A 13,999-nucleotide genomic window follows, 5' to 3' on the forward strand; every position below is an offset into this window, starting at 1 on the left:
GCCGCTCCCGGACCGTGCCCCCGCCGAGTCCAGTGAGGACGGACCGATGATCTTCAAGGCCGTAGGAGACGGCCGCCCGTACCCCGAGCACGGGCGGACGCGCACCCGTGACTGGGTCGACGTGCCGCCCCGCCAGGTGCGGCTCGACGAGCTGGTGACCACCAAGCGCACCCTCGACCTCGACCAGCTCCTCGCGGAGGACTCCACGTTCTACGGCGACCTGTTCGCCCACGTCGTGGAGTACGAGGGCACGCTCTACCTGGAGGACGGCCTGCACCGCGCCGTGCGCGCCGCCCTCCAGCAACGTCCAGTCCTGCACGCTCGCGTGCTCACCATCCGCTGACCTCAGGTAGGTTCATCGCGTGACATCCCCCGGGTACGACCAGGCGCGCGTGGAGCGCCGGCGCCGAGAGCACGAGCGCCAGGCCGTGGTCTTCGGTGTGCTCATCGCGTTCCTGGCGGTCTGCGGCATCTTTGCGCTCGCGGTCTACTCCGGCGCCATCAGCTCGCCGTTCAACCGCCCCTTCACCACGGTCGGCGTGGGGGAGCAGGAGACCTATCCCGTCCCGTGCCTGCCGCCGGTGAAGGGCCAGCCCGACGGCGCCCTGCCGACCGCCTACTCGGACGTCGAGGTCCGCCTGCTGAACGCGTCGGAGGAGATCGGCCTGGCCAGCGCGCACGAGTCGGTGCTCGCGGACCGCGGGTTCAGCATCGTGGCCAAGGGCAACGTGCCGATGCAGCTCCAGGAGTCGGAGATCCGGTTCGGCCGCAAGGGCATCGTGCAGGCGTACACGCTCGCCGCGCAGTTCCCCGAGATCCGACTGGTCCTCGACGACCGCACCGACCGCAAGATCGACCTGCTCATCGGCGAGGAGTTCGAGGCGCCCCTCGACGCCGAGGACGTCGAGCTGGCGTCCGACCAGCCGCTGCTGAACGCCGAGGGCTGCGTGCCGGCGAAGTCGATCGAGCCCGTGGAGCAGGTCAAGCGCACCAAGACCGGCGACGAGGGCCAGCCCGCCAAGTAGGGTCTGTGCCGTGCTGACGCCGTCCTCGGGAGCAGTGGGCCTCGGCCGCGCGCTCCTGTGGGCGGCGGTCGTGCTGGCGCTCTCCCTGACCGCGCACGTCGAGGCGGGTGGTCACGTCCCGCCGGCCGAGGCGATCGCCCTGCTGGGCGCCCTGCTGCTCGCGGCCGCCGCGTTCGCCGTCCGGCGGCAGATCCGCTGGCCGGGCGGCCTGGCCCTGGCGGGCCTCGGCCAGTACGCCTCGCACCAGGCGTTCTCGTACCTCGCCGGCGCCTGCCCGCCGTCCGCGCTGCCCGACGGCGGGGCCGCGCACGCGCACCTGGCCGGCGCCGTCCCCGGGGTGTACGGGTCGTGCGTCGGGGCCGCCGAGCCGGCGGCGATCGCCCCCGGGATGCTCGCGTGGCACGTGGTGGCGACCCTCGTCTCCGTCGGCCTCCTCGTGGGCGTCGAGCGTGGCGTCTGGCTGCTCGCGTCGTGGCTGGTGCGGCCGCTCGCCGCGGAGCCGCTGCGGCTCCCGGCGGTGCGGCGCGCCCCCGTGCCGGCGGTGCTCCGCACGGTACCTGGCCGGGTGGACGTGCACGTGGCGCCGGAGCGGGGGCCGCCGTCGTCGGCCCTGGTGATGCGCCTCGCGGCCTGACGGAGTCGGGCGGGAGGCGGGTCGCCGCACGCCCTCCCACCCACCCCGTACCGAAGGACCGAGCACATGACTCGCTTCAGCCTGCCCACCCGCCGCGCCCTCGCGGCCGTCCCCGCCACCGCCGTCCTCGTGCTGCTGCCCACCGTGGCGTACGCGCACGTCGGTGTGAGTCCGGACACGACCGCCGCCGAGAGCTACGCGAGCCTCACGTTCCGGGTGCCGACCGAGTCGGACAACGCGTCGACGGAGCAGCTCGTCGTCGACCTGCCCACGGACACCCCGTTCCTCAGCGTCACGCCGCGCAGCCTGCCCGGCTGGGACGTCGAGGTGGAGGTGGAGAAGCTCGACGAGCCGTTCGAGGTCGAGGGTGCGACCGTCGACGAGGCCCCCGCGCGCGTGACCTGGACGGCCCAGAAGGGCCACGAGGTGCCGCCGCACGAGTACCAGGAGTTCGCCGTGCGCGTCGGGGCGCTGCCCGCGGAGGGCACCGAGGTGGTGCTCCCCGCCCACCAGACGTACACCGACGGCAGCGTCGTCGACTGGGACGACCTGGTCGGTGACGACGGCAAGGAGCCGGAGGCCCCCGCCCCCGTGTTCACGACCACCGCCGCCGAGGGCGGCGGGCACGGCGCCACGGCCGGCCACACGGACACCGCCGCGGCGGGCGCGGACGGCGCCGCTGCCGCCGCCGACGAGCCCGCCGTCGACCCCGTGGGCCGCTGGCTCGGCGGGGCCGGGATCCTGGTCGGCGCCGTGGGGATCGGCGTCGCGCTGGTCACCCGCCGCCGCGCCTGACGGCCGTCGGGGTGACGGTCCCGCGTGCGAGACTGGAGCTCACGCGCCGGACGACGGGCGCGTGAGCAGCATCGGAGGACGACCGTGACCGCCACCCCGACGCGCAGGCAGCGACTACGTGCCGAGCTGTTGCGTGACGCGCGTGCCGCCGGCCGCCGGCTCCTCGCCGAGCACGGCGTGGACGGCGTGACGATGGTCGCGGTCGCCAAGGAGGTCGGGATCGCCGGCCCGGGGATGTACCGGTACTTCGAGGGGCGCCCCGGGCTGCTCGCCGCCGTCTACGAGGACACGCTGGACGAGCTCATCGCCTACCTGGAGGCCGCGGTCGGGCGTCAGCCGGACGACGACCACGCCGCGCGACTCCACGCCGCGACGCACGCGCTGTTCGTGTGGTGCAGGGCCCACCGGAACGAGTTCGACCTCCTGCTCGGCGCCGACGCGCAGCATGCCGTCGGGGTCTCCGGTGCGGCCCGGCCGCACTTCGTGCACCGGCTCGGTTCCGTGTTCGTGCCGACCTTCGCCGCCCTGTGGCGGCAGGGCGCTCCCTTCCCGGCGGACGCCGACGTCGCCCCCGGCCTGGCGCCGGAGCTCGACACGTACCGGGCGGTCCTCACGCAGGACTGCCCGGGCGTGGCCGAGGAGGTCCCCGTGGGCGTGGTCCACACGATCATGGTGTTCTGGCGCCAGGTCTACGGTCTGCTGTGCATGGTGGCGTACGACCAGCTCGACTACGCGTTCGGCAACTTCGACGCGATGTTCGACGACATGATGCGCGGTCTCCTGGCGTCGCTGGGGCTCGAGCCCAGCCCCCGGGTGCGGCTCGTCGAGCCCTGAGCTCCTCGCCCCCGCGAGGCTCGTACGGCCGGGTCAGGTGAGCAGCCGCTCGGTCGCCTCCCACAGCTCGTGCTGGACGTCCGCGTCGCGGCCCGGCTCCGGGCACCGCAGCGGCCTGGCGTCCCGCACGGAGAAGTAGCCGCCCGTCCGGGTCGCGAGCTCCGGATCGGTCACCAGTCGCGTGATGATCCCGGCCCCGCGCGCGGGGTCGCCGATCCGCAGGCGGTGCAGGACCTTCTCCAGAACCCCGGCGAACGGGAGCTCGCGCCCGAGCCCGGTGGTGTTGAACCCCGGGTCGCAGCAGTTGGCCGTGACGCCCGTGCCCGCGAGCCGGCGCGCCAGCTCCTGGCTGAACATGATGTCCATCAGCTTGGTCCGTCCGTAGCGCGCGGCCGACGCGCGCCGGCCGTACGGAGCCGTGAGGGTGAGGTCATGGGCCGGATCGATGCCGCCGGAGTGCCGCGCCGCCTCGGACGCGACGGTGACCACGCGGGCCGGAGCGGACGCGACGAGCCTGTCGAGCAGCGTGTTCGTGAGGAGCCAGGGCGCGACGTAGTTCACCGCGGTCATCTCGTCGAGGCCGTCCACGGTGAGGCGCCGGCTGAACGCGTGCAGCCCGGCGTTGTTGACGAGGGCGTCGATCCGGTCGTAGCGGGCTTCGACGGCCCGGCCCAGCCGGCGCACCTCGTCCACGGAGGAGAGGTCGGCCACGAAGACGTCGACGACGGTGGCCGGGGCGACGTGCGCGATCTCGGCGCGCAGCGCGTCCGCCCGGGCGGCGCTGCGGGCGACGATCCCCAGGTCCAGGCCCTGTCGGGCGAGGTCGAGCGCGACGAGCCGGCCGAGCCCGTGCGTCGCTCCGGTGATGACGGCTGTGGTCATGAGGGATCTCCCTTATCGTGAGGTACCTCAATGATGCACGATACTGAGGTACCTCACGAAATCAAGGGAGCGAGCATGGGCGACAGCCCTGGCGCGGGGGAGATCGGCCTGCGCTACCTGACGACGTCGGCCCGGCTGCGGCGGACGGTCGACGAGCACCTGGCCCGGGGCGGCGTGTCGCTGGCGCAGACGAAGATCCTCCAGGTGCTGGCCCGCAGCGGCCCGATCAGGCAGGCGCGGCTGGCCGTGGAGCTCGGGTACGCGGCTCGCTCGATCACCCAGGCCGTCGAGGTCATGGAGCGGGACGGCCTCGTCCGGCGCGCGGCGGATCCGGCGGACCTGCGCGCGAAGGTGGTGACGGTGACCGAGGAGGGCGCCCGGGCGCTCGCCGTCGGTGAGGCCGCGGGCGACGAGATCCTGCGGCAGATCTTCGGTGACCTCGGCCCGGACCGGCTGGCGGCCCTGGGCGAGGTGCTCGCCGTCCTCGACGACGCCACGGCACGGGTCGTGGAAGGGCCGTGAAACGGCGATGACGCGAGACATCGGTGATGTCTCGCGTCATCGGACTGCGGAGGATGGGGGATTCGAACCCCCGAGGGCGTTAACCCAACACGCTTTCCAAGCGTGCGCCATAGGCCACTAGGCGAATCCTCCTCGTGCGCCGCACAACGGCGGGCGCACGACCACGGACCGGAGTCTGGCGCGGCCTGACGAGGATACCGGACGCTGCGCTCGGACAACGAATCGGAATCCAGGGCCGGCATCGTGAGGTCGCTGACAGCGGGTCCGGCGCGGTTCGGTCCGAGCGTCCGGATCGGTTAGGCTAGCGGCAGACCCCTCGTGCGGCACCATCTCGCCGAACTCCCCCAGGGCCGGAAGGCAGCAAGGGTAAGTGAGCTCTGGTGGGTGTGCGAGGGGTCCTTTCGCGCCTGCGATCCGGCCGGTCCGCCACGATGTGGACGGCAGATCGTCCGCATGATGGGATTTTCCCCGCGGGGATTGGCTTCGACGTCGTGCAGTGACGCACGATGTCCGTATGACCCGCACCTGGACCTCCACCACGACGTCGCGCACCTGTCGCGACGCCATGTGTCGCGGTCGCGTGCGTGGCGGGCGAATGCGCGAGCGCTGACAGCGCCGCACGTTCCCGCGGTCCGTCCAGGACCGCCCCGCATCGTCCCGAGCTCGCCACGTTGCTGATGGCCGTGGCCCGCCGTCGTCTCACACCCTCGGCCTGCGCCTGACGCAGGCCCCCCGCATCCTGAGCACAGGCAGACCTGCGCCCGTGCGCCCGAGAGGACCACCCATGTCTCGTTTCACCTCCGTCCTGACCACCGGCCTCGCCGTCACCGCCGTCCTCGCGCTGAGCGCCTGCGGCGGCGCCGACGAGGCCGCGCCCGCCACCGGCTCGGCCGACGACCCGGTCCGCATCGGCGTCGTCAACTCCGGCGACGACTACTGGACCACGTTCACCGACCTGGCCGAGGAGGAGGGCATCAGCGTCGAGCTGGTGAACTTCAGCGACTACCAGCTGCCCAACCAGGGCCTGACCGACGGGGACCTGGACCTGAACCAGTTCCAGCACCTGCAGTTCCTCGCCAACTACAACACCGCCACGGGGTCGGACCTCACGCCGATCGCGGCGACCGCCGTCTACCCGCTGGGTCTCTACTCGCTGAAGCACGACAGCGTCGAGGACATCCCCGACGGCGGCGAGATCGCCATCCCCAACGACGACACGAACCAGGCCCGCGCGCTGCTCGTGCTGCAGGAGGCCGGCCTGGTCGCCCTGCGTGACGGCGGCAGCGCGTTCTCCACGCCGGCCGACGTGCTGGAGGACGAGTCCAAGGTCACCGTGACCCCGGTCGACGCGGCCCAGACGGCGCTCGCGCTGCAGGACGTCGACGCCTCGATCATCAACAACGACTTCGTGGGCGACGCCGACCTGACCGCCGAGGACGCCATCTTCTCGGACGACCCGGACTCCTCCGCCGCCGAGCCGTACATCAACGTGTGGGTGGCCCGTGGTGCCGACGCCGACAACGAGGTGTTCCAGCAGCTCGTCGAGATCTACCACTCCCCGGAGGTCGAGGAGGGCGTGATCGAGGCGTCCGGCGGCACCGGCGTGATCAAGAACAACTCGGCGGCCGAGCTGCAGGAGATCCTGGCCGGCATCCAGGAGGACGCCTCCTGATGCCTGCGGCGACCAGCAGCATCATCCGGTTCGAGGGCGCCAGCAAGGTGTTCCCCGGCCGGGGGAAGGGCGCCGAGGTGCGCGCCGTCGACGACGTCACCCTCGACATCCGCGAGGGCGAGATCTTCGGCGTCATCGGGCAGTCGGGGGCCGGCAAGTCCACCCTGGTCCGGCTGATCAACGCGCTCGAGCGGACCACCGGCGGCGACGTGGTGGTCGACGGGCTCTCGCTCGGCTCGCTGAGCGAGGCCCGGCTCCGGCCGGTCCGGGCCGGGATCGGGATGGTCTTCCAGCAGTTCAACCTGCTGGCCTCCCGGACGGTAGCGGGGAACGTCGCCTACCCGCTGGAGGTCGCCGGCTGGCCGCGCACGAAGCGCGACGCGCGGGTCGCGGAGCTGCTGGAGTTCGTCGGCCTGGCGGACAAGGCGGATGTCTACCCGTCCACGCTGTCGGGCGGGCAGAAACAGCGCGTCGGGATTGCCCGGGCGCTCGCCACGAACCCGCGCATCCTGCTGGCGGACGAGGCGACGTCGGCCCTGGACCCCGAGACCACGCGTGACGTGCTGGACCTGCTCCAGCGCGTCAACCGTGAGCTCGGGATCACCGTGGTCGTGATCACGCACGAGATGGACGTGGTCCGCTCGATCTGTCACCGCGTCGCGGTGATGGAGCGGGGGCGCGTCGTCGAGGTGGGCGAGGCCTACCAGGTGTTCAGCTCGCCCGCGCACGGCACCACGCGGCGGTTCGTCGCCACGGCGCTGCGCGACCGGCCCTCGCCGGAGGTGCTGGCACGGCTGCGGACACGCCACTCCGGGCACATCGTGACGGTGGGCGTGGACGAGGTGGCCGGCTCGTCGGCGGTGCTGACGCGCACGCTGCGCGAGCACGGCGTGGACGGGACCGTCGTGTTCGGCGGCATCACCGAGGTCGCGGAGCGGCCGTACGGGTCGCTGACGGTGGAGCTCGTCGGCGACGGCGGCGCGGTGGAGGCCGCCGTCGCGGCGCTGCGCGCCGTGACCTGGGTGGACGACCACGGGAGGGTGGACGCATGAGCGCGGACTGGGAGCGGCTGACGCCGCTGCTCTGGGAGGCCGCGGGCCAGACGGCCTACATGGTGCTGATCACCCTGCTGGTGGGTGGGTTCTTCGGGCTGGCGCTCGGGCTCGGGCTGTACCTGACCCGGCCGGGCAACCTGCTGCAGCACCGGTTCGTGTTCGCCGTGCTGAACCTGGCGGTGAACATCGTGCGGCCCATCCCGTTCATCATCTTCCTCGTGGCGCTCGGCCCGCTGACCCGGGCCGTCATCGGCTCGACGATCGGCATCGAGGCGTTCACGTTCGCGATGTGCATCATGGCGACGTTCGTCTTCGCCCGGCTCGTGGAGCAGAACCTCGTCTCGATCGACCCCGGCGTGGTCGAGGCGGCGCGGGCCATGGGCGCGTCGCCGCTGCGGATCGTGCGCACGGTGCTGGTCCCCGAGGCGCTCGCGCCGCTGGTCCTCGGGTACACCTTCCTGTTCGTCGGTGTGCTCGACATGTCCGCGATCGGCGGCTACCTGGGCGCGGGCGGTCTGGGCGACTTCGCGATCGTCCAGGGCTACCGGCAGTACGACTGGGCGGTGACCGCCGTCGTGGTGGTGATCATCGTGCTGATCGTCCAGGCGGTGCAGTGGCTCGGGAACGGCCTGGCGCGCCGCGCGCTGCGCCGCTGACGTGGGAGAGTGTGGCCCATGTCGGACCAGCAGCAAGCCCCGTACCCGGCCCAGCACCCGCCTGCACCGCGACCGGTCAGCGCCGCCTACCGGAAGTGGGCCACAGCCCTCGTCTGGATCGCGGTGATCGTGCTGGCCTTCGTGGTGGTCGCGTTCGTGGGGAGCTTCGTGCTGCTCGGCCTGGCCAACGCGAGCACCGACGCCGCCGCGTACGGGTACCTCGCGATCTTCCTCTGGTTCGCGATCGCCGCGGCCTTCCCGGTCCTCCTGGGCACCGGGATCCCCGGCCTGGTCATGCGGGCGCGCGTGCGGCGCACGCCGCAGGCCCTCGGCGGCACCGCGGTGTGACCTGACGACGTGGCCGTCCGCCTGTGGACGGCCACGTCGTCAGTGTCGGTGGTGGCGTCTATCGTTGCGGGGGTGAGCACCGCCCTCTACCGCCGCTACCGGCCCGAGACGTTCGCCGAGGTGATCGGCCAGGACCACGTCACGGGCCCCCTCATGCAGGCCCTGCGCAGCGGACGGGTGAACCACGCCTATCTGTTCAGCGGCCCGCGTGGCTGCGGCAAGACGACGTCGGCCCGGATCCTCGCGCGCACGCTGAACTGCGCCAAGAACACGCCGGAGTCCCCCGTCGACACGCCGTGCGGCGAGTGCCCCTCGTGCGTCGAGCTGGCGCGCGGCGGCCCCGGCTCGCTCGACGTGGTGGAGATCGACGCCGCGTCGCACAACGGTGTCGACGACGCGCGCGACCTGCGCGAGCGCGCCACGTTCGCCCCGGCCCGCGACCGGTACAAGATCTTCATCCTGGACGAGGCGCACATGGTGACGCCCCAGGGCTTCAACGCGCTGCTCAAGATCGTCGAGGAGCCGCCGCCGCACATCAAGTTCATCTTCGCGACCACGGAGCCGGACAAGGTGATCGGCACCATCCGCTCGCGCACGCACCACTACCCGTTCCGGCTCGTGCCGCCGGACGTGCTGTCCCCGTACCTGGAGCAGCTCTGCGGAGCCGAGGGCATCGAGGTGGGCGGGGGAGTGCTGCCGCTCGTCACGCGCGCGGGCGGGGGCTCGGTGCGCGACTCCCTCTCCGTGATGGACCAGCTCATCGCGGGTGCCACGGGCGGCGTCGTGGACTACGACCTCGCCGTCGGCCTGCTCGGCTTCACCCACGCCACCCTGCTGGACGACGTCGTGGACGCGCTCGCGGCGCGCGACGGCGGCTCGATCTTCCGGGTCGTGGACCAGATCATCGCGACGGGGCACGAGCCGCGCCGGTTCGTCGAGGACGTCCTGGAACGACTGCGCGACCTCATCGTCATCGGAGTCTCGGGCGACGCCGCGGACGCCGTGCTGCGCGGCATCCCCTCCGACCAGCTCGAGCGGATGCGCACCCAGGCGGGCCGGCTCGGGGTGGCCGAGCTCTCCCGGGCGGCCGACCTCGTGAACGTGGCCCTCACCGAGATGACCGGCGCCACCTCGCCGCGCCTGCACCTGGAGCTCCTGTGCGCGCGCCTGCTCCTGCCCGGGGCCGACGACGGCGCCGCGGGCCTCGCCGCGCGGATCGACCGCCTCGAACGGGGCGGCATCGTGGCGTCGGCGCCGGCCGGCTCGGGTGGGGCGATCGCTTCCGGCGGCGCGGCCGACGGCGGCGCGGCCGGGTCGGGCAGCCCCGTCCCGGCCCAGGACCCGGCGGCGGTCGGGCTCGCCGGCGCAGCCGCCGCGCGGGCGGTGCTCGACGCACGCAAGAAGCGGGGGGAGCAGCCCGCCGCGGCCGGCCGAGCACCAGCGACGCAGGCGGCGGGCCGCGGCGCACCCGCGTCCGAGCCGCAGCCGGCGGCCCAGGCCGCCGAGCAGGCCCCGGCCCGGGCCGCCGAGCAGGCCCCGGTCCGGGCCGTCGAGGCGGCGCCGGAACCGACGCCGAGCCCCACCGCGGCTGAGCCCGCGGCCGAGGCGACACCGGAGCCCAAGCCGTCCGCGGCGGAGCCGGCGAGGCCGGAGCCGACGGCGGCCCCGGCCGCGAGCCCAGCGGCCGCCGTCGCGACGCCCACCCCGTCAGGCACCGATCCCGAGGTCACCACCGAGACGGTCCGCCGGCGCTGGCAGGAGGTGCTCGGCGCACTCGCCGCCGCGCGCGTGACGTGGTCGCTCGTCGGCCCGAACGCGCAGGTCGCGGCCCTCGAGGGCGGAACGCTCAAGCTCGGCTTCGCGGCCCCCGGCCTGGCCCGCGCCTTCTCGAACGCGCGGCACACCAGCGCCGTCGAGGAGGCGGTCTACCAGACCCTCGGCATCCGGGTCCGGGTCGAGGCGACACTCGACGAGGGCCCCGGCGGCGGCCCGTCCGGAGGCGGAGGCGCATCCGGCGGCGGCCCGGCGGGCGGTGGTCCGGGCCAGGCGGCGCCGTCGGGTGAGCCGCGGCACGAGGCCGCCGCCCCCGCCGCGGCACCCGAGCCGGACTGGCCCGACGTCCCGACGCCGGGCGGCGGCGTCGCCACGGTGTCGGCGCCGGCGGCGCCGTCGAGCGCTGCCGCGGCCACCAGCCCCGCCGCGGCCACCGGCGCACGCCAGGCCGGTGCCCCGGCACAGGGCGCCGTCGCCGTCGCCGAGCGCCCCCAGCCGTCGCGGCCCGAGCCGTCCGGCCCCGAGGCCGGTCGTCCGGAGCCGTCGCGACCCGTCTCCGCACCGCCGTCCGCGGCCAGCGCCGCCGACCAGGCCTGGCTGTCGGGCGCCAGCGCGACCGAGCCTCCCGCGGACTACGACATGCCGGAGCCCGAGCCGGTCTACGAGGACCAGGCTCCGCCCCCGGCCGGGCCACCGATGTCGGGTGCGGTCAGTGCGCGTGAGGCGCTCCGGCAGGCAGCCGAGCGCCGCGCCCGGGCCGTCGCGAACGGCGCGCCCGCCGAGCCGCGGAGCACGGGCTCGACCGGTTCGAAGGCGACGCCGCCGACCGACACGTCCGAGTACTACGACGAGCCCTCGGACGACGACCCGGACATCGTCTCGGGCGGGCTCGCCGGGGTGTCGCTCGTGGTGCAGGTGCTGGGCGGAACGGTGATCGACGAGATCGTGGAGCAGGCATGAGCAAGGACGACGGGATCACGACGCTGCGCATCGTCGCGGCTGTCGTGGAGCGGGCCGACGGGCGGCACCTGCTGGTCCGGAAGCGGGGCACCGAGGCGTTCATGCAGGTGGGCGGCAAGATCGAGCCGGGCGAGGAGCCGCTGGCAGCGCTGGTCCGGGAGTTCGAGGAGGAGGTCGGGCTACGGCTCGACCCGGCCGACATCGAGAGCCTCGGCCGGTTCGGGGCGCCCGCCGCGAACGAGCCCGACCACGTCGTCGACGCCCACGCCTACCGGGTACGCCTCCGGCCCGGCGCGGAGATCGCGGTCCGGGCGGAGCTCGAGGAGCTCGTGTGGATCGACCCCGCGGACCCGGTGGCGAGCTACCCGATCGCGCCGTTGTCGCGCGACCTGCTGGTCGCCGCCGGGCACTGAGGTCCGGTCAGCTCTCGGCCTGCTGCGCCCGGTACCGGGCCACGCGCTCGGCGCGTTCGCGCTCCAGCCGACGGCGGGGGTCCCGGTCCTCGGACTGCTCGGCCGGTCCCGCCACGTGCAGGAGCAGCCAGTTGAGCCGCCACAGGACGCGGTAGCCCAGGGTCAGACCGTCGCGGTTGCGCATGTGCTGCCTCCATTTGCTTGGTGTACCAATAGTTTGCACACCAACTGTTACGCTGGTCAAGATCCGAGAGGAGCCGCATGACCGTCACGTCCCGCGCCGACGTCGCGCCCGACCCCGAGGACCTGCTGGCCCTCGACCGTCAGGTGTGCTTCGCCCTGGCCGTCGCCTCGCGCAGCGTCATCGCGCTGTACCGGCCGCTGCTCGAACCGATGGGCATCACGCACCCGCAGTACCTGGTCATGCTCGCCCTGTGGGAGCGGTCGCCGCTGTCGGTCAAGCAGCTCAGCGGGCTGCTGCAGCTCGACCCCGGCACCCTGTCCCCGCTGCTCAAGCGGCTCGAGGCGATCGGTTACGTGACCCGGCGCCGGGACCCGCGCGACGAGCGCGCCCTCGCCGTGGAGCTCACCGAGGATGGGCGTGCGCTGCGCGAGCAGGCCTTGCGCGTGCCGCCTGCCATCATGGAGCGCCTGGGTATGTCCGCCGAGGAGCTCGGGCTGCTCCACCGCAGCCTCACCCGCGTCATCGCGGCGGCCGCCCCGTGACCCGTGGACGCCTGCACCATGTCGAGCTCTGGGTCCCGGACCTCGCCCTCGCCGAACGGTCGTGGGGCTGGCTCCTGACCACGCTCGGCTACACCGAGCACCAGCGCTGGTCCGCCGGGGTGAGCTGGATCCTGGACGGCACCTACGTCGTCGTCGAGCAGAGCCCGGCTCAGGGCGCCGGACCGCACGACCGCCTCGCGCCCGGGCTCAACCACCTCGCGTTCCACGGCGGCACCCGCGGCGAGGTGGACCGGCTCGTCGAGGAGGCGGCCGCGCACGGCTGGGCGCTCCTCTTCTCCGACAGGCATCCCCACGCCGGCGGCCCCGACCACTACGCGGCCTACCTGGAGAACGAGGACGGCTACGAGGTCGAGGTCGTCGCCGGCTGACCTGCGGGCGTGTCAGTGGCTCCTGGCACACTTCCCGGCATGCCCGACACCACGACGCTCCGGCCCGCATCGGCCCGCACCGTCGACGAGCTCCGCATGCTCGTCGAGGCCGGCGCCACACCGAAGTACCTGCACTTCTGGGGGCACCGGCCCGAGCCGGACGGGAGCGTCAGCAGGGGCAGCCTGAGCCAGTGGTTCGAGGCGGCGTTCGAGGTCGACGGTGTCCGGTACCGCACCGCCGAGCACTGGATGATGGCGCAGAAGGCCCGCCTGTTCGGCGACCCGGAGGCGGAGCGCGCGGCCGTCGACGCGCCCAACCCCGCGCTCGCGAAGGCCGCCGGGCGCACGGTCCGCGACTTCGACGACGCCGTGTGGGTGCGCGAGTGCTTCGAGATCGTGGTGCGCGGCAACGAGCACAAGTTCGCCGCCCACCCGGACCTGCGCCAGTACCTGGTGCGAACCGGCTCCCGGGTGCTCGTGGAGGCGAGCCCGCGCGACCGCGTCTGGGGCATCGGGATGGGTGCCCAGAACGAGGACGCGGAGAACCCGGCGGCATGGCGGGGCCTCAACCTGCTGGGCTTCGCCCTGATGGAGGCCCGGGAGCGGCTCCGAAAAGACCAGGACTGAGCCGGCGTCCGGCCGTTACGGTCCGGGGATGCGCAGCATCCCCGACTCGATGGACCCGGACGTCGTCCGGGCCGTCGACGCGCGCCTGGACCATGTCGAGCAGGAGTACGGCGTCAGCGTCCTGTGGGCGATCGAGAGCGGCAGCCGCGCCTGGGGGTTCCCGTCGCCGGACTCGGACCACGACTGCCGGTTCATCTACGTGCGCCGCGCCCACGACTACCTGGGCCTGCGCGCACGCCGGGACGTGATCGAGACGCCGCTGGACAAGGTCTTCGACGTCAACGGCTGGGACGTGCGAAAAGCACCCTGACGAACCACTACCTGCACGTCGGCAGGAACAGCCTGGGTCTGTACGAGTCGACCGGGGCGGCCAAGAAGTTCCTCTACGCCCTGCGGCCGGCGGTCACGCTGCGCTGGATGCGCGTGCGGGAGGGCGCGGCGACGCCGCCGATGGACCTGCCGGCGCTCGTCGCGGGCTCCTCCGTGCCCGACGACGTCCGCGCGGCCGTCGAGGCGGAGCTGCGCCGGGCGGAGGCGGCCCTGTCTGCGCCGGGACCGCTGCGGACGGGCGGCACCCGCGACCACGCCTGGTCGCTCGCGGACGACGTGTTCCGCCGGCTGGTCGGCGGCGTTCCCCAGCCCGTCGGGTAGCCGGCCGTATCGCATGCCGGGCCCGGCCTTCCGTCGT

General features: G+C 73.6%; 17 protein-coding genes, 1 tRNA gene, 1 other RNA gene and 1 pseudogene. 17 read left to right on the forward strand and 3 right to left on the reverse strand.

Translation table 11 applies throughout. From position 1 onward, the window contains the following. The first annotated feature begins 46 nt into the window (after window positions 1-46). The 5 genes from AB0I29_RS11420 (at window position 47) to AB0I29_RS11440 (ending at window position 3,288) form a co-directional block, all read left to right on the forward strand. Entirely contained in the window at window positions 47-343 is a 297-nt protein-coding gene (locus tag AB0I29_RS11420; RefSeq protein ID WP_285107916.1) for a type II toxin-antitoxin system VapB family antitoxin, read from the forward strand. Window positions 344-362: 19 nt separating this feature from the next. After that, entirely contained in the window at window positions 363-1,025 is a 663-nt protein-coding gene (locus AB0I29_RS11425) for a LytR C-terminal domain-containing protein (RefSeq protein WP_285107918.1), read from the forward strand. A 10-nt stretch (window positions 1,026-1,035) separates the two neighbouring features. Further along, the gene (locus tag AB0I29_RS11430) at window positions 1,036-1,659 is read left to right on the forward strand and encodes a hypothetical protein (RefSeq protein WP_357481601.1); all 624 of its coding nucleotides are present in this window, start codon (window positions 1,036-1,038) and stop codon (window positions 1,657-1,659) included. A gap of 66 nt (window positions 1,660-1,725) precedes the next feature. Next, a complete protein-coding gene (locus AB0I29_RS11435; protein ID WP_357481603.1) occupies window positions 1,726-2,454 on the forward strand; it encodes a YcnI family protein in 729 nt (242 codons plus the stop codon). Between the two features lie 84 nt (window positions 2,455-2,538). Continuing rightward, window positions 2,539-3,288 carry a TetR/AcrR family transcriptional regulator gene (locus AB0I29_RS11440; protein ID WP_357481605.1) on the forward strand — a complete coding sequence of 250 codons (750 nt, stop codon included), beginning with the start codon at window positions 2,539-2,541 and terminating at the stop codon, window positions 3,286-3,288. Window positions 3,289-3,321: 33 nt separating this feature from the next. Here the strand turns inward: AB0I29_RS11440 and AB0I29_RS11445 are convergent, their stop codons facing one another. After that, entirely contained in the window at window positions 3,322-4,170 is an 849-nt protein-coding gene (locus tag AB0I29_RS11445) for an SDR family NAD(P)-dependent oxidoreductase (protein WP_357481607.1), read from the reverse strand. A gap of 75 nt (window positions 4,171-4,245) precedes the next feature. Between AB0I29_RS11445 and AB0I29_RS11450 the strand changes: the two genes are divergently transcribed. Next, window positions 4,246-4,692, forward strand: a complete 447-nt coding sequence (locus AB0I29_RS11450; protein WP_357481610.1) for a MarR family transcriptional regulator — start codon at window positions 4,246-4,248, stop codon at window positions 4,690-4,692. 47 nt (window positions 4,693-4,739) lie between these two features. Here AB0I29_RS11450 and AB0I29_RS11455 read toward each other — a convergent pair. Next, window positions 4,740-4,824, reverse strand: a tRNA-Ser gene (locus AB0I29_RS11455). Between the two features lie 175 nt (window positions 4,825-4,999). Between AB0I29_RS11455 and ffs the strand changes: the two genes are divergently transcribed. The 7 genes from ffs to AB0I29_RS11490 all read left to right on the forward strand — a co-directional run bounded on the left by ffs (window position 5,000) and on the right by AB0I29_RS11490 (window position 11,569). Next, window positions 5,000-5,096, forward strand: an RNA gene (ffs, locus tag AB0I29_RS11460) — signal recognition particle sRNA small type. 380 nt (window positions 5,097-5,476) lie between these two features. Next, on the forward strand, window positions 5,477-6,364 hold the full coding sequence (locus tag AB0I29_RS11465; protein WP_285107929.1) for a MetQ/NlpA family ABC transporter substrate-binding protein: 888 nt from the start codon (window positions 5,477-5,479) through the stop codon (window positions 6,362-6,364). After that, on the forward strand, window positions 6,364-7,416 hold the full coding sequence (locus AB0I29_RS11470) for an ATP-binding cassette domain-containing protein (RefSeq protein ID WP_285107930.1): 1,053 nt from the start codon (window positions 6,364-6,366) through the stop codon (window positions 7,414-7,416). Before AB0I29_RS11465 ends, AB0I29_RS11470 begins: the two co-directional genes overlap by 1 nt. Beyond that, window positions 7,413-8,075, forward strand: a complete 663-nt coding sequence (locus AB0I29_RS11475; protein ID WP_285107931.1) for an ABC transporter permease subunit — start codon at window positions 7,413-7,415, stop codon at window positions 8,073-8,075. Before AB0I29_RS11470 ends, AB0I29_RS11475 begins: the two co-directional genes overlap by 4 nt. A gap of 18 nt (window positions 8,076-8,093) precedes the next feature. Next, window positions 8,094-8,423, forward strand: coding sequence for a hypothetical protein (locus tag AB0I29_RS11480; RefSeq protein WP_285107933.1), 330 nt, complete (start codon window positions 8,094-8,096; stop codon window positions 8,421-8,423). Between the two features lie 72 nt (window positions 8,424-8,495). Next, window positions 8,496-11,156: a DNA polymerase III subunit gamma and tau gene (locus tag AB0I29_RS11485; RefSeq protein ID WP_357481615.1), complete on the forward strand. Its 2,661-nt coding sequence runs from the start codon at window positions 8,496-8,498 to the stop codon at window positions 11,154-11,156. After that, a complete protein-coding gene (locus AB0I29_RS11490; protein ID WP_357481617.1) occupies window positions 11,153-11,569 on the forward strand; it encodes an NUDIX domain-containing protein in 417 nt (138 codons plus the stop codon). The genes AB0I29_RS11485 and AB0I29_RS11490 overlap by 4 nt, the downstream gene beginning before the upstream one ends. A gap of 7 nt (window positions 11,570-11,576) precedes the next feature. On the opposite strand, the gene AB0I29_RS11495 is transcribed toward AB0I29_RS11490, so the two are convergent. Beyond that, on the reverse strand, window positions 11,577-11,753 hold the full coding sequence (locus AB0I29_RS11495; RefSeq protein WP_285107989.1) for a hypothetical protein: 177 nt from the start codon (window positions 11,751-11,753) through the stop codon (window positions 11,577-11,579). 77 nt (window positions 11,754-11,830) lie between these two features. Here AB0I29_RS11495 and AB0I29_RS11500 point away from each other — a divergent pair, with 77 nt between their 5' ends. The 4 genes and pseudogenes from AB0I29_RS11500 (at window position 11,831) to AB0I29_RS11515 (ending at window position 13,962) form a co-directional block, all read left to right on the forward strand. Beyond that, the gene (locus tag AB0I29_RS11500; protein WP_357481620.1) at window positions 11,831-12,295 is read left to right on the forward strand and encodes a MarR family transcriptional regulator; all 465 of its coding nucleotides are present in this window, start codon (window positions 11,831-11,833) and stop codon (window positions 12,293-12,295) included. After that, on the forward strand, window positions 12,292-12,684 hold the full coding sequence (locus AB0I29_RS11505; protein ID WP_285107991.1) for a VOC family protein: 393 nt from the start codon (window positions 12,292-12,294) through the stop codon (window positions 12,682-12,684). The genes AB0I29_RS11500 and AB0I29_RS11505 overlap by 4 nt, the downstream gene beginning before the upstream one ends. A gap of 39 nt (window positions 12,685-12,723) precedes the next feature. Next, window positions 12,724-13,311 (forward strand): NADAR family protein, encoded by a 588-nt coding sequence (locus tag AB0I29_RS11510; protein WP_357481623.1) that lies wholly within the window; start codon window positions 12,724-12,726, stop codon window positions 13,309-13,311. Window positions 13,312-13,360: 49 nt separating this feature from the next. Continuing rightward, a pseudogene (locus AB0I29_RS11515) lies at window positions 13,361-13,962 on the forward strand (nucleotidyltransferase domain-containing protein). Window positions 13,963-13,999 lie beyond the last annotated feature (37 nt).

The organism is Promicromonospora sp. NPDC050262, from assembly GCF_040655935.1.
Lineage (GTDB): Bacteria > Actinomycetota > Actinomycetes > Actinomycetales > Cellulomonadaceae > Promicromonospora.